Origin of the sequence: Trabulsiella odontotermitis, from assembly GCF_030053895.1 — a bacterium.
Classification (GTDB): Bacteria; Pseudomonadota; Gammaproteobacteria; order Enterobacterales; family Enterobacteriaceae; genus Trabulsiella; species Trabulsiella odontotermitis_C.
Genome location: NZ_CP125781.1, coordinates 77,690 through 92,082 on the forward strand (window position 1 = coordinate 77,690; position 14,393 = coordinate 92,082).

The 14,393-nt window shown below is 52.2% G+C and carries 13 protein-coding genes; 4 read left to right on the top strand and 9 right to left on the bottom strand.

Annotated elements, in window-relative coordinates; genetic code table 11:
* The first annotated feature begins 91 nt into the window (after positions 1-91).
* Entirely contained in the window at positions 92-1,054 is a 963-nt protein-coding gene (locus tag QMG90_RS00400; RefSeq protein ID WP_283282122.1) for a polysaccharide deacetylase family protein, read from the top strand.
* Between the two features lie 11 nt (positions 1,055-1,065).
* On the opposite strand, the gene QMG90_RS00405 is transcribed toward QMG90_RS00400, so the two are convergent.
* The 6 genes from QMG90_RS00405 to rfaD are packed head-to-tail and all read right to left on the bottom strand — an operon-like array spanning position 1,066 to position 7,482.
* Positions 1,066-2,307 carry an O-antigen ligase family protein gene (locus QMG90_RS00405; protein WP_283282124.1) on the bottom strand — a complete coding sequence of 414 codons (1,242 nt, stop codon included), beginning with the start codon at positions 2,305-2,307 and terminating at the stop codon, positions 1,066-1,068.
* Between the two features lie 4 nt (positions 2,308-2,311).
* A complete protein-coding gene (locus tag QMG90_RS00410) occupies positions 2,312-3,394 on the bottom strand; it encodes a glycosyltransferase family 9 protein (protein WP_283282126.1) in 1,083 nt (360 codons plus the stop codon).
* 28 nt (positions 3,395-3,422) lie between these two features.
* Complete coding sequence (locus tag QMG90_RS00415) at positions 3,423-4,502, bottom strand: glycosyltransferase family 9 protein (protein WP_283282127.1); 1,080 nt, start codon at positions 4,500-4,502, stop codon at positions 3,423-3,425.
* Positions 4,503-5,489, bottom strand: a complete 987-nt coding sequence (gene rfaC, locus QMG90_RS00420) for a lipopolysaccharide heptosyltransferase RfaC (protein WP_283282129.1) — start codon at positions 5,487-5,489, stop codon at positions 4,503-4,505.
* A 3-nt stretch (positions 5,490-5,492) separates the two neighbouring features.
* Positions 5,493-6,539 carry an ADP-heptose--LPS heptosyltransferase RfaF gene (gene rfaF, locus QMG90_RS00425; protein ID WP_283282131.1) on the bottom strand — a complete coding sequence of 349 codons (1,047 nt, stop codon included), beginning with the start codon at positions 6,537-6,539 and terminating at the stop codon, positions 5,493-5,495.
* 10 nt (positions 6,540-6,549) lie between these two features.
* Positions 6,550-7,482 carry an ADP-glyceromanno-heptose 6-epimerase gene (gene rfaD, locus QMG90_RS00430; protein ID WP_283282133.1) on the bottom strand — a complete coding sequence of 311 codons (933 nt, stop codon included), beginning with the start codon at positions 7,480-7,482 and terminating at the stop codon, positions 6,550-6,552.
* Positions 7,483-7,698: 216 nt separating this feature from the next.
* On the opposite strand from rfaD, the gene kbl reads away from it, so the two are divergent.
* Together kbl and tdh are read left to right on the top strand one after the other, a co-directional pair.
* Positions 7,699-8,895 (top strand): glycine C-acetyltransferase, encoded by a 1,197-nt coding sequence (gene kbl / locus QMG90_RS00435; protein ID WP_283282134.1) that lies wholly within the window; start codon positions 7,699-7,701, stop codon positions 8,893-8,895.
* 9 nt (positions 8,896-8,904) lie between these two features.
* Positions 8,905-9,933, top strand: coding sequence for an L-threonine 3-dehydrogenase (gene tdh, locus QMG90_RS00440; protein ID WP_283282136.1), 1,029 nt, complete (start codon positions 8,905-8,907; stop codon positions 9,931-9,933).
* Positions 9,934-9,968: 35 nt separating this feature from the next.
* On the opposite strand, the gene QMG90_RS00445 is transcribed toward tdh, so the two are convergent.
* Positions 9,969-11,198, bottom strand: coding sequence for a glycosyltransferase (locus QMG90_RS00445; RefSeq protein WP_283282138.1), 1,230 nt, complete (start codon positions 11,196-11,198; stop codon positions 9,969-9,971).
* Between the two features lie 202 nt (positions 11,199-11,400).
* On the opposite strand from QMG90_RS00445, the gene QMG90_RS00450 reads away from it, so the two are divergent.
* Positions 11,401-12,198: a glycosyltransferase family 2 protein gene (locus QMG90_RS00450; RefSeq protein WP_283282139.1), complete on the top strand. Its 798-nt coding sequence runs from the start codon at positions 11,401-11,403 to the stop codon at positions 12,196-12,198.
* On the opposite strand, the gene QMG90_RS00455 is transcribed toward QMG90_RS00450, so the two are convergent.
* Together QMG90_RS00455 and envC are read right to left on the bottom strand one after the other, a co-directional pair.
* A complete protein-coding gene (locus QMG90_RS00455; protein WP_283282141.1) occupies positions 12,195-13,118 on the bottom strand; it encodes a divergent polysaccharide deacetylase family protein in 924 nt (307 codons plus the stop codon). The genes QMG90_RS00450 and QMG90_RS00455 overlap by 4 nt on opposite strands.
* A gap of 3 nt (positions 13,119-13,121) precedes the next feature.
* Positions 13,122-14,393 (bottom strand): murein hydrolase activator EnvC, encoded by a 1,272-nt coding sequence (envC, locus tag QMG90_RS00460; RefSeq protein ID WP_283282143.1) that lies wholly within the window; start codon positions 14,391-14,393, stop codon positions 13,122-13,124.

Consider the following 14,393-nt stretch of genomic DNA (forward strand, 5'->3'; position numbering starts at 1 on the left):
TCCTTAATGTCGGTCTTTTCCTGGCGAGTATTTACTCCCCCCAGCCCGAGTGCGTAACATAGCATTTATCGGCATGACTAATGAGATCAACATGACCAGACCCGCATTTATCATCACTATTGATACAGAAGGCGACAACCTGTGGCAAAACCATCGGCAAATTAAAACGGAGAATGCCCGCTTTTTGCCGCGCTTTCAGTCACTTTGTGAAAAATTTGGATTCAAACCTGTCTGGTTAACGAACTACGAAATGGCGGTTGATCCGGTTTACGTTGCGTTTGCTAAGGATGTCATCGCCCGCGGGCAGGGTGAGGTCGGGATGCATCTTCACGCCTGGAACAGCCCACCGGAGTTCGATCTCACGGGCGATGACTGGCGCTGGCAACCTTATCTCATCGAGTTCCCGGACGCGGTGCTGCGGGACAAAGTGCTGTTTATGACACATTTACTGGAAGACACCTTCCAGACCAAAATGCGCAGTCACCGGGCTGGCCGCTGGGCATTTGACAGTCGCTACGCGAAACTGCTGATTGAGCTCGGCTATCAGGTGGACTGCTCCGTCACCCCGCGGGTGAACTGGCGCAACGCTAAAGGCGCGCCGCAGGGCAATGGCGGGACGGATTTCCAGCACTTTCCCGATCGCGCTTATTTTATGGATGAAAATGCGATTCACCAGCCGGGCAACAGTCCGCTGCTGGAAGTGCCGATGAGCATTCAGTACAAGTATCCTGCCTGGCTGAACAGCGTGAAACAGGGTTACGACCGACTGCGAGGGAAATACCGCTCCCCGTCCGTAAACTGGCTGCGCCCTGCCGGTGGCAATGTGTCGCAAATGATCGCTGTGGCGGAAAAATGCCTGGCGCAGGGTAACGATTACGTCGAATTTATGCTTCACTCCTCGGAGTTTATGCCCGGCGGAAGCCCGACATTTAAGGACGAAGCGGCAATCGAGGGGTTATATCAGGACCTGGAGCAACTCTTTGCCTGGCTCGCGCAGCGAACGCAGGGGATGACGCTGGCAGAGTATTATGAGATGAAAAAAAACGCCGGATAACCGGCGTTTTTTCATGCGATGCTCTCGGGTTTCTTTTGCCTCAGCATGGCGATCTGAATAAACAGCAATGGGAAAAAGATACTTTGCTCACGGCTGATGAAGATAACATCCGTGAAACCCACAGTGATGATGATCAGCGTGACGCCAAGGAAAAGCGGATCCTTTTCTCTGAATGCGTAATAAAGTAACGACAGATAGGCAAAAATAAGCACTAGAATACCGGGAATACCCTGAAGTGTGGCAGTATCAATAAATTCGTTATGTAAGTGTATATTCATAAATTGCAACGCAGATTTGTTTGAATTCGTACGTTGCGTAAATTCTTGTGCAAACTGGGCACGTTTTTCAAAGCTCATTCCCCACGGGTGAGCGATAAACGCGTGATATCCCACCTTCCACATGGCAAAGCGAGCCGTTAACGATCCTGAACGATTACCGTCATGTTGTGCATAAGTGGCTATTTCTCTCTCTGTCGCATGGATCCTGGACTCAATAAAAGGTTTATAACCAACGGCAATAGCAACAATAATGGCTGCCAGGGTAATAGCGGCTTTTTTGAGAACGTTTTTTCTCCATGCCACGAGGCAGATGAGTAATACGAAAGGGAAGAAAATTAATACGTTGCGAGTGCCGGTTTTGAACAGAATATAGAATGCAATGACAAAGCAGAACACAATGCCAATCCTTGCAATGATATTTTTGTGCTGTTCCAGCAAGAGTATTGTGGATAATGCAATCGCAGAGTACATGTAGGCGCTATCGGTGGCGAAGCCTAAGAAAAAATCAACGCGCTGTACCGGGAAATACGCATTCTGGTAAAGTCCGATAGCTGATGAAATAATAAAAGCAGCAAAGATAGTTTGTGTTATGATTTTCTTATGTATATCAGTAAGATATTGGTGGAGAGAGAAGGCACTCCAGGCAATAATGCTTGCCAGTAGTAAACGCTTCCCTGTGTTATAATATGGATTATATTTATTATAATCAGGGTTGCCGATGTACTCGAGACAGAACCAGAGATACTTACTGAACCCAACAAGCGCGAATACAGCGATAATGAGAATAACTTCACGCTCTGGCTTCTTGTTCCAGTTAATCAACAGCGAGAGGATGGAAATGTAAGAAGCGATATAAAAGAAGATCCTCGCGTAGGGTGAGTTGATGAAGTTCAGAATGATCGAAGCTGCTACTGTGACAATAATAGCAAGAAAAATGGCATGATTGTAGTTACGTAGTTTAGTTATTATTGGCATTCTGTTACAGAACTCCTGGAGACAGTTTTTGAATCGCTGAAATGATAATATCCACTTCTATGGTTGAGACCGGATGATACTTATCTTGTGTGCGAATTTGAATTGCATTCGCGTATCCAGGCCCCCAGACATCACTATTGATATATTTTCCATGAATATCATTGCCATATAAAGAAACCAGCGGTTTATCATAAGCAGCTGCGATATGCACAATTGATGTATCAGGGGATACTATCAGATCAACGTTAGCAATCAATGCAATCGCAGCAAGGATATTCTGAAAGGGATTAAGGAATACACCTGCGGGCAATGCAAAATTTATTTTGTTCAGATGATCGAGAAGAACAATTGCCGTCTGCGGGTAAAGTGTACGTAATGAGGTTAGTAACGGGATCAACTGCTCAAACGACATTTCCCGGCGAAAATCGGCTGCAAAAGGATTGATCAGTATAAACCGCTGAAAACCTAAGCCATTCAGAAATCCGGTGACTTCTGCTTTAAACTCTTCAGGATAAAAAAGCTCATAATGAGTTGAGAACGACTGAAGTTCCAGTGTTTTCATCAATAATGAGTATCTTTCCGTGATATGGGCGTTGTACCCTTTATAACTGATAGATTTATTATAAATATTATAGGATTCTTTATTGAATCCAATCACATTTCTGCCATTGATTTCCCGCAGGTAACGAAGACTTGTGGGTGAAATTTTGTCACCCATATCAATGATCAAATCATAGCGTTCAACACTGAGTTTCTGGAGAGTATCCGCCGCTGATTTCAGATAAATATTATTAATATGCGGATTGTTCTCAATAATGGCAACGTTATTTGGTGTGGCTAGAACATCAACCGTGTATCCTTTTTTGGATAGTTCACGCAACAATGATGTCGAAACGACCATGTCGCCGATTTTATCATCATCACGAAGAAGTAAAATTTTCTTTATGGACGCGAGCGTGAATTCATTTTTTTCTTTTAAATCCCATACCGTTTTTGCGAGGCGCATCCGCAAGGCTTTCATCAGATAGTTTTTTTTTCGGTTCCATTTTCGCAATGTGGCGAATTTCTTTTCTGAATGTGGTGTCATTTTTATTACCAAATGAGGAAAAAGGAAATTATTTCTGGTTATAGGAATTTAGGATAAAGCGACGAATTTCATCTAGCCTGGATTCTGTTACGGCAAATAACGCCTCACGATCTTGCTGAAAGAAATACCGCGTCTCAAACACATAAGAACAAATATTCTCGTCGTCGCCGATTAGCAATGTTTTGCCTAACGGACGCTGCTCATAATGGCAACAGGGACCGAAAAGCAGCACGACAGGGACGCCGACGGCATCGGCGATATACACGTTGCCGGAATCGGAGGCGATGTAGCAATCCATTTTTGAAATGGTGAACGGTGCATCTTCCAGCGGAAGCAACCCAAGCAGGCTGATAATGTTGTCAGGCTCATCGTCGAGATGTCGATAAAGATCGTCCAGCCAGGGCTGCTCGTCATCGGTCCCAAAAACGTAAAACACGCAGGGCAGATCAGCGAGTGCGTCAAAAATGCTTTTCCAGGTCGCAGGCGGGACGGTCTTGGCGCGATTACCGGCTGAGATACTGATTCCGATACGGATGACGTCCTTCTTTTCCAGGCTTTCCGGCCAGGCTTTAGGCATATACAGCGGGTGAGTCGCGTGTTTGGGAACATCCTGCCAGCTCAGCGTTCGGTCTGCCAGTTGCAGGTAATTGGTGACTGAGAGCGTGCGCTTACCATGTTCAATCACGCCGTCTGCGGCGGCGTAAAAAATACCGTGATACCAGCGACGGGTATAAATACTCAGAAACTGTTTATTTTTGGCATTGCAAATCGCGGCAAAAAACAGGTTTGTGCTGTTGGGTTGCAGCAGGTAAACGTTGTCATAGCGGTTCATGATAAGCCAGGCGAAGCGGAATTTGGCGAACAGATTGCGCTTGTGCAGGCCAATGAGGTAGATGGCATCAATGGTGTCGTCGCGCTCTGCCAGCGGCGCAACGCTCCGGCTGATAAGAACATCGCTTTTCTTGAGGTAGCTGAGCAGCGGCGTGGCATTTACAAAATCGCCAATTTTCGCCGTCTGAATGACGAGGTTTTTGCCCGTGTCTTTGCGAAACAGTTTACCCAGTAACTTTACCGGGAGAAAAAGGATAAACAGAAAGACATAGCTCATTTAGCTGTCTTCCCTGTCAACGCATCGCAGGTTGCCCTGTAAAGCGGTAAAAATTGCATCGGCCGTGATATCTCCCATATTGCGGGTCGGACTTACCATTTGTTGTTGATTCTTACCATATCCGCCAATGAGCCCAGGGTCCGTTGGGCCAAACAGCGTGATATTGGGGCGATCGAGCGCCGCGGTGAGATGGCTCAGCCCCGTATCGACAGAAACCACCGCCTGCGCGCCCGCCAGGGTGGCAGCCACCTCGGCTAATGACAGCTTCGGTAATACTTCAACGTAGTCAAGACCGGTTGCGATTCGCTCCGCCCGTTGACGTTCATGTTCTGCACCCCAAGGGAGTTTAATATGTAACCCGGTTGCTTGCATCCGTTCTAAAAGCGTTCGCCAGTGCGATTCCGGCCAGTGTTTGTCGTCACGCGTGGTGGCATGCAGGAAAACAACATACGGCGGCTGCTTTTCATCACTATTTTTCAGGAAATGCTGAGCTATCGCGTAATCACCCTGCGTCTGCGGTTTGCTGTAGCCCAGACTTTTGGCAAACAGCTCGCGGGTGCGTTCCACCGCGTGCTGCTGTTTTGCAATATGATGGCGACGATTGTAGAACAGGCTCGCCAGCGGTTCGCGCGCTGTTTGCCAGTCCATCCCGTGTTTGACGCCGCGCGCCAGCCGGGTCACCAGCGCGGCGCTTTTTACCAGCCCCTGCGCATCAATGACTGCATCGTAATGAACCTGCTGTAGCTGCTCGCGAAAGGCCTGTCTTTCCTGTTTGATTGCGGCGGAAAACCAGGCTTTTCGCCAGCGGCGAATCGCCACGGGTATCACGCGATCCACTGCCGCATGCCAGGTGGGAATCTGCGCGAAGCCCTCTTCAACCACCCAGTCAAAGCGGATCCCCGGAATCGCGCTGGCGGCATCGGTGAGCGCCGGCAGCGTGTGCAGCACATCGCCCATCGAGGACGTTTTTACGATCAATACCCGCATCCGTCAGGCGTCCTCGTCCAGCAATAGCGTGTTGAGCGCTTCCAGCACGCTCTCTGGCGTAATATCGATCAGGCTCTGATGATAACCTTCTGCGGCATCGCCTTTACGGACTTTGTGATAGCCTGTAATCAGGCGAATCACTTTCGCTTTATGAGACAGTGGCGGCGTGAAGTCCGGGCTGCTCGGGCCATACAGCGCGATCAGTGGACGGTTCAGCGCGGCGGCGACGTGCATCAATCCGGAATCGTTACTGACGACGGCATTACAGGCGGCAATCAGGATCACCGCCTGCTCCAGCTGGGTTTCCCCCGCCAGATTACGGCACCAGGCTTGCTGCTCAATGCTGAGCGTCGCCAGAATTTCGTTGCCGGCATCATGATCTTTCGCCGACCCGAACAGGACGATTTGATAGCCTTCGTCAATCAGCTGTTTTGCCAGTTCGGCGTAGTGGTAATGCGGCCAGCGTTTAGCCGGGCCAAATTCGGCACCCGGGCAAAAGCCGATCATCGGGCGTTCTGGCGAGAGATCAAACGCGCGGCAGGTCTGCGACTTTTCACCGTCGGAGACCTGCAACTGCGGCCACAGCAGTGGCTGCGGTAAATCTTTGGCGGAGCGCATCACGCCTTTGTCATAAGCCAGCGCGACGTAACGTTCCACCATCAGCGGCCAGGCGGATTTATCCAGCATGCGCGCATCGTTGAGCAGGCCATAGCGCATTTCACCACGCCAGCCGGTACGCAGCGGAATGCCAGCGAAGAACGGCACCAGCGCGGATTTAAACGAGTTTGGCAGGACATAAGCGCGGTCATAACGGCGCTCGCGCAGGCTGTGCCCGAGTTTACGGCGTGCACCGATTTCCAGCGCGCCGTGACCCAGCGGCATGGGGATCGCCTCGTTCACTTCCGGCATGCGCGATAAAAGCGGACGGCACCACGCGGGTGCCATCACATCAATGATCGCCTGAGGATAACGCGCCTTGAGCGTGCGATAGAGACTTTGCGACATCATCATGTCGCCCACCCAGGACGGGCCTACCACCAGTATTTTCATCGTTATTCTTTTATGCGTCGCGGTTCAGCCAGGCCATGTATTCCGTTACGCCTTCGGCAACGGTTTTGAACGGTTTGTCGTAACCGGCTGCGCGCAGGTTAGTGAGATCCGCCTGAGTGAATGCCTGATAGCGGCCTTTCAGTTTATCCGGGAACGGAATGTATTCGATACTGCCTTTTTTGTGGAAGGCGAGCGCCGCATCAGCCACAGCCTGGAAAGATTCCGCGCGGCCCGTGCCGAGGTTGAAGATGCCAGAAACATCGTTTTCCCAGAACCACAGATTGACCGCTGCGACATCGCCGACGTACACAAAGTCGCGCTTAAAGTTGTCGCTGCCTTCAAACAGTTTCGGGCTTTCGCCGTTGTTGAGCTGCGTGTTGAGGTGAAATGCCACGCTCGCCATGCTGCCTTTGTGGCCTTCACGCGGTCCGTACACGTTAAAGTAGCGGAAACCGACCACCTGAGAATTGGCTTCCGGCAGGATCTGACGAACGTATTCATCGAACAGGAATTTCGAGTAGCCGTATACGTTCAGCGGTTTTTCGTATTCGCGGGATTCGATAAAGTCAGAGGTGCGACCGCCGTAAGTTGCCGCAGAAGAGGCATAGAGGAATGGAATGTCGCGCTCAAGGCAGTAATGCAGCAGCTCTTTGGAGTACTGATAGTTGTTATCCATCATGTACTTGCCGTCCCACTCGGTAGTGGAGGAGCAGGCACCTTCATGGAAAATCGCCTCGATGTCGCCGAACTCTTCGCCCGCAATAATCTGGATCAGAAAGTCTTCTTTATCCATGTAATCGGCGATATTCAGGTCTACCAGGTTGGCGAATTTGGTGCCATCTTTCAGGTTGTCTACCACCAGAATGTCGGTAATACCTTTGTCATTCAGTGCTTTGACAATATTGCTGCCGATGAAGCCAGCGCCGCCGGTAACGATGATCATAACGATAACCTTTGAAATGTAGATGACCGGGACTATCCCGGACGCTAATGCTTCTTATCATATCATCAGAAGAGAAACCCTTCAGCCATTCCCCGACACCTCACAGGGTTACACGTGATTTATGCTACAAAAAATGCACTTCATACTCTGTCATCTCGTAAGGAAGTATAGCTTTGGGTAATATGTGCCAAATTTAGCCGAATCTGGAGAGTTGCAATGCGTGGGGATTTTTACAAACAGTTAGCCAATGACCTCGATACCGCTCGTGCTGAAGGGTTGTTTAAAGAAGAACGCATTATCACGTCTGCCCAGCAGGCGGATATCACTGTTGGCGACGGCAGCCATGTCATCAACTTCTGCGCCAATAACTATCTTGGTCTGGCGAACCATCCGGCGCTGGTCGCGGCAGCAAAAGCGGGTATGGACAGCCATGGCTTCGGGATGGCATCCGTCCGTTTCATCTGCGGAACGCAGGATACGCACAAAGTGCTGGAGAAAAAACTGGCGGAGTTCCTCGGTATGGAAGACGCCATTCTGTACTCCTCCTGCTTTGACGCCAACGGTGGTCTGTTCGAAACGCTGCTCGGCGCGGAAGACGCGATTATTTCTGACGCGCTGAATCATGCGTCAATCATCGATGGCGTGCGTCTGTGTAAAGCGAAGCGCTTCCGCTACGCCAACAACGATATGCAGGAGCTGGAAGCGCGCCTCAAAGAAGCGCGCGACGCGGGTGCCCGCCACGTGCTGATCGCCACTGATGGCGTATTCTCGATGGATGGCGTCATCGCCAACCTGAAAGGTGTGTGCGATCTGGCGGATAAATACGACGCGCTGGTAATGGTCGATGATTCCCACGCGGTCGGTTTTGTTGGCGAAAACGGTCGCGGTACGCATGAATATTGCGACGTGATGGGCCGTGTGGACATCATCACCGGCACGCTCGGCAAAGCGCTCGGCGGTGCGTCTGGCGGTTATACCGCGGCGCGTAAAGAGGTGGTGGAATGGCTGCGCCAGCGTTCCCGTCCGTATCTGTTCTCCAATTCTCTCGCGCCAGCGATTGTCTCTGCGTCCATCAAAGTGCTGGAAATGCTGGCGTCTGGCGCTGAGCTGCGCGACCGCCTGTGGGCCAACGCGCGCTTGTTCCGCGAAAAAATGACCGCCGCTGGTTTTACTCTGGCCGGTGCCGATCACGCGATTATCCCCGTAATGCTGGGTGAAGCGACGATAGCGCAGGAATTTGCTCGCGAACTGCAAAAAGAAGGCATTTATGTCACCGGTTTCTTTTACCCGGTGGTACCAAAAGGTCAGGCGCGTATCCGTACCCAAATGTCGGCGGCACACACGCCTGAACAGATTGTACGTGCGGTAGAAGCCTTTACCCGCATCGGTAAACAACTGGGCGTGATTGCCTGAGGATGTGAGATGAAAGCGTTATCCAAACTGAAAGCGGAAGAAGGGATCTGGATGACCGACGTGCCGGAACCGGCCATGGGTCATAACGATCTGCTGATCAAAATCCGTAAAACAGCCATCTGCGGAACGGATGTACACATCTACAACTGGGATGAGTGGTCGCAAAAAACCATTCCGGTACCGATGGTCGTGGGCCATGAATATGTCGGCGAAGTGGTCGGCATTGGTCAGGAAGTGAAGGGCTTTAAGATAGGTGATCGCGTCTCCGGTGAAGGCCACATCACCTGTGGGCACTGCCGTAACTGCCGCGGCGGCCGTACGCACCTGTGCCGCAACACCATCGGCGTGGGCGTCAATCGCCCGGGCTGTTTCGCGGAATATCTGGTGATCCCGGCATTTAACGCGTTCAAAATCCCGGACAATATCTCTGATGATCTGGCCTCCATTTTTGACCCGTTTGGCAATGCGGTGCATACGGCGCTCTCTTTTGACCTGGTCGGCGAAGATGTGCTGGTCTCTGGCGCAGGGCCGATCGGCGTCATGGCGGCGGCGGTGGCGAAACACGTGGGCGCGCGCCATGTCGTTATCACTGATGTGAATGAATATCGTCTTGAGCTGGCGCGCAAAATGGGTGTCACCCGTGCGGTTAACGTTGCGAAAGAGAACCTGAATGACGTGATGAACGAGCTGGGCATGACCGAAGGGTTTGACGTCGGGCTGGAAATGTCCGGTGCGCCACCCGCGTTCCGCACTATGCTCGACACCATGAACCACGGTGGCCGTATCGCGATGCTCGGTATTCCGCCATCAGACATGTCCATCGACTGGACCAAAGTGATCTTTAAAGGGCTGTTTATTAAAGGGATCTACGGTCGTGAAATGTTTGAAACCTGGTATAAAATGGCGGCGTTGATCCAGTCGGGTCTGGATTTATCGCCGATCATCACTCACCGTTTCGGAATTGATGATTTCCAGAAAGGCTTTGACGCCATGCGTTCTGGTCAGTCCGGAAAAGTGATTTTAAGCTGGGATAAATAAGCCCGTGATGGCCGGGGGTGCCTTTGCGCTCCCGGTTAAACACCTGACCTCCTCGACTGAATCATCCCCAGAACGTCTTCCACGCCGGAAACATAATGTTCAATCGCGTACTGGCTGCGCACTTGCTGTTGTCCGTTCTGCGCGAGCCGCTGGCGCAGCGACGCATCCTGCCAGATACGGGAGAGATGATTTTCCAGCATTTTCACATCGCTCCAGGGAAACAGCAGCCCGGTTTGCTCATGATGAACCAGCTCCTGCGTCCCGGTGACATCTGAACCCACCACCGGAATGCCGAGCAGCATCGCTTCAAGCACCACGCGCGGCAACCCTTCGCTGCTGGAGGCGAGAACAAACGCGTCAAAGGCTGCCAGATAATCAAAAGGATTATTTTTGAAGCCGGTAAAGATCAGATGCTCCGTAATCCCCAGCGTTGTGGCCTGTGCTTCCAGCGCGTCGCGTTCCGGCCCTTGCCCCACCAGCATCATTTTCCAGTTCGCTTCAGGATGTTGCTGGTGGAAGTGCGCCAGCGCTTCCAGCGTATGATGATTGGATTTACGTGCGAGCAGCGACCCGATGCTGCCGAAAACGAAAGTGTCGGGCGTCAGGCCCAGTGTTTCGCGCATCTGCTGGCGATCCGGCAGCGGCTGGTTGACGTCGATGGCGTTATTTACCGTCACACAATACGGCGCTGCCACGCCATTTTTTAGCAACACGTGTTCCACGCCGTGCGAAACGGCGATGATCTTATCAATGCGTTGATTCACTAATGACACCAGTGACGGCGTGAGCGCAGGCTCGATGCGGCAGTGCTGCACCAGCGCAACAGGAAGACCGTCAACAGCGTGATAGCCTTCCTCGTTTGAGCCTGGCTGGTTATTCATATAGAGAATGTCGTAACCACCGTCTTTCAGCAACTGCCGTAGCTGTTTCGCATTTGGCTGGATGCGCCACAGGTTGTCCATCTTGCGGGTAAAGGCTTTGCGGGCGTTGCGGGAGAAAAACAACAGGCTGCGGCCAAGCTCTTTGAGCACTTTCGCCCAGCCCGGCTGGCGGCGCGCAGGCAACAGGATCATCGGAATATCAAACCCGGCCAGCACCGCTTCAATCGTCTGACCCTGATCCCGGCGATAGTTATAGTAAAAACAGCAGGTGATGTCGAACCGCTCACGGTCGATACGCTTAAGCAGCTCCAGCATGCTGTTGGTGCCGCCGCCCCACTCCTTGCCACTGTCAAAAAGCAAAATTTTCCGTCGCTGTGGCACCATGACTCTGTTCTCTGTCCGCTAAACCTGCTGGCATTATAAAGATTTCGGATGGATATTCAGCGTTTTTGTTACAGAAACAGCTATTATAAAATCAGAAACAATCTCACTAAAAGTGTGAGATCTCATATTTTTCTGTCATACACATGTGCGTAAAATTCACCAGCACCTCTTTTGGGTGTCAGATTATTATCGTGGGATAGACATGTTTAAATTGACCGTTTGCTTGCTGACGTATAATTCTGAACGCTTGCTGCATAAAGTCATTCCGCCATTAATCACAATTGCGGATGAATTTGTGGTGATTGATTCTGGCAGTACCGATAAAACAATAAATATTTGTGAAGGATATGGATTAACACCAATTTATAATCCATATAGTATGCACGGCGAACAAATGAATGTAGCCATAAAACATTCTTCTAATGATTGGGTGTTATGCGTCGATAGCGATGAAATTTTCGATGAGCCAACCCTTAGTTTCATTCAGACATTAAAAGCTGGCGAAACACCGCCGCCAGAGTATGGCTGGCGTATCTCCCGCTACTGGTACGTGCTGGGCGAGCAAACGCGAACGATTTACCCCATCTCTTCTCCGGATTTCCCGGTGCGCCTGTTTAACCGGAATCATGCCCTGTTTAATCTGCGGCCTGTCGACGATAAAGTGGAAGGCACCGGACAAACGTATACTATTCCCGGCCATGTCAGACACGACACCTTTTATTCGCTGCATGAAGTCTTTAGTAAACTAAACAGTTATACCACGCGGCTGGTGAAATATCAGAAAGTCCGCCCCTCTATTGCGCGCGGAATCATAAGTGCCATTGGTGCTTTTTTTAAATGGTATCTGTTCAGCGGCGCCTGGCGGCAAGGAAAAGTCGGCGCAGTCACCGGGCTTTATGCCACGCTCTATAGCTTCCTTAAATACTTCAAAGCCTGGTATCAGCATCAGGACAATAAAAAATCCGTGGCCGATAAGCACACGGATTCTCATACCGTTTAGTCTTTATTGTCCCAGCCTCGCCACTGGTGCTGATAGTACTGCACCAGTGTGCTCTGGCTGATGCTTTCGCCAATCACCGTAAAGAAGCGTGTTGCATAAACGGGTTCAGGCGGCTTTTTCGCTTTGCACAGCTTCACGCCCCGGAACGGGTTGCGCGGCGGCTGTGTGTTTTTCGGTGGTGTGGAGGTATCGACCTGCGGCTCGTTGAGCAGGCTGCTCGGACGCACCAGCGTGATGTCCGGCGGCAGGCTGTAAATCATCTGCTGTAAAACCCGCACCGTTGACGGATGCGGATGGCCGATGGCGATAGCGGAACCGTTACGCCGCGCCAGCTGGATCGCCCTGTTGAACTGATAACGAATGTCCGCCTCATTTTGGGTGTCATCCAGAAACACTTTGCGCTTAATGACTTTTACGCCGGTACCGGTAGAGGCTCGCAGCGCCTGGCTGTTGCCGATGGTCATGCTGTCGAGGAAATAGAGATTGTAGCGACTCAGCGACTGCATCACCTTTTCCATGCCGAACAGGTTTGACGTCATCGCGCTGCCCATGTGGTTATTCAGCCCCACGGCGAAAGGCACTTTATTGACCGCTTCGCGGATGATGCGATCGATCTCATCGCTGTTCATGTCAGGGCGCAGCGTGTCTTTTTCCAGCGGCTGTTTGCTGAGCGGCGCCATGGGCAGATGGATCAGCACTTCATGGCCGCTGTTATGGGCTTTGGTCGCCATTTCACGGGCGTGCGGCGCGTTGGGCAGAACAGCCACAGAAAGCGTGGCGGGGAGCGCCAGCACCTGATTTTCGGTTTGCGGACGGTAGCCAAAATCGTCAATGACGATGGCGAGTTTTCCGGCGAATGCCGGTGCAGCCATCGCCAGTAACCCGGCGATGGAGAGAACAGTACGACGAAATTGAAGCAAAACTTATCTTCCCAACCACGGCTGTGGATTGACCGCCTGACCCTGGCGGCGAATTTCGAAATAGAGCGACGGTCGACCCTGACCCCCACTGCTGCCTACGAGGGCAATCGGCTGACCTGCACGCACCTGCGTGCCGACGCTGACCAGTGCGCTCTGGTTGTAGCCGTACAGGCTCATGTCGCCTTTACCGTGCTCAACCACTACCACCAGGCCATACCCCTGCAGCCAGTCGGCAAGAATAACGCGCCCATCGGCGATGGCTTTGACTTCCGTTCCTTCCGATGCGCCGATGACCATCCCTTTCCAACGTAGCTCACCCTGCAGCGGTTCGCCATAACGATGGAGGGTGGGACCGCGAACCGGCCAGAACGCCTGGCCGCGCGGCGAGCCGAGACCGCCGGTGCGCGACATCAGCGAGCGCTCGCTTTCGGTAGGTTTATAGGTCGTGCCTTTGCGGGAAGCTTCCTGTTGACGATCGCGTACGGCCTGCGCCTCGCGGGCTTCACGTTCCGCCCGAGCTTTGGCGGCAGCTTCCGCCTGCGCGATGCGGTTGCGCATGCGGGATTCGTTCGCCCGCAGTTCGCTTAACTGCTGCTGACCTTCCTGAATGGAGGATTCCAGCCCGGAAAGCGTTTTCTTACGTTCGTTGCGCGCCTGCTCCAGCTTTGCCTGCTGCGCTTTTTGCTCGTACAGCAGGGTCTGCTGCTGGCTCTGTTTCTCTTCCAGCTCCGCTTTCTGCGTGGCGACCTCTTCGCGCGTCTGCTTTAACTGGCCGATAGTTTCCTGGCGCGCCTGGTTGAGATAACCAAAATAGGCCTGTAAACGCTGGCCACGCTGGCTCTCTTCGCCGCTCAGAATGAGCTGAATGCCAGTGTGCTGACCCTGACGAAACGCCGCGTCGAGCTGGGCCGCCAGATTGCGTTCCTGCTGCGCTTTTTGCTTCTCCAGTTTCGCGATGGAGGCATTCATCGTATCAATTTGTTTATTGAGCTGGGCGAGGGTGTTTTGCGTTTCACGCAGGGCGCGGGCGGCGGCGGAAATCGCCTCTTCCTGTGTTTTAAGCTGAGCGAGCAGTGAGGAGCGCTGCTGTTGTTGCTGGCGTACCGCGCGCTCTTTGGCGGCGATATCAGCCTGAATGGATTTCAGCTGATCGCGATCATCAGCCTGGGCGGATGCGGCGCACAGCAATACGCCAGCGCTGAGTGCGCTGGCGTAAAGTACAGACCGGACGGCGGCCGCGGTCCATGTCATTGAATAAGTCGCCTTTCCCCTCAT

Coding starts and splice junctions, on each gene's coding strand:
- QMG90_RS00400 (WP_283282122.1), top strand. CDS start 92: ATGACCAGACCCGCATTTATCATCACTATTGATACAGAAGGCGACAAC.
- QMG90_RS00405 (WP_283282124.1), bottom strand. CDS start 2,307: ATGCCAATAATAACTAAACTACGTAACTACAATCATGCCATTTTTCTT.
- QMG90_RS00410 (WP_283282126.1), bottom strand. CDS start 3,394: ATGACACCACATTCAGAAAAGAAATTCGCCACATTGCGAAAATGGAAC.
- QMG90_RS00415 (WP_283282127.1), bottom strand. CDS start 4,502: ATGAGCTATGTCTTTCTGTTTATCCTTTTTCTCCCGGTAAAGTTACTG.
- rfaC (WP_283282129.1), bottom strand. CDS start 5,489: ATGCGGGTATTGATCGTAAAAACGTCCTCGATGGGCGATGTGCTGCAC.
- rfaF (WP_283282131.1), bottom strand. CDS start 6,539: ATGAAAATACTGGTGGTAGGCCCGTCCTGGGTGGGCGACATGATGATG.
- rfaD (WP_283282133.1), bottom strand. CDS start 7,482: ATGATCATCGTTACCGGCGGCGCTGGCTTCATCGGCAGCAATATTGTC.
- kbl (WP_283282134.1), top strand. CDS start 7,699: ATGCGTGGGGATTTTTACAAACAGTTAGCCAATGACCTCGATACCGCT.
- tdh (WP_283282136.1), top strand. CDS start 8,905: ATGAAAGCGTTATCCAAACTGAAAGCGGAAGAAGGGATCTGGATGACC.
- QMG90_RS00445 (WP_283282138.1), bottom strand. CDS start 11,198: ATGGTGCCACAGCGACGGAAAATTTTGCTTTTTGACAGTGGCAAGGAG.
- QMG90_RS00450 (WP_283282139.1), top strand. CDS start 11,401: ATGTTTAAATTGACCGTTTGCTTGCTGACGTATAATTCTGAACGCTTG.
- envC (WP_283282143.1), bottom strand. CDS start 14,393: ATGAGGGGAAAGGCGACTTATTCAATGACATGGACCGCGGCCGCCGTC.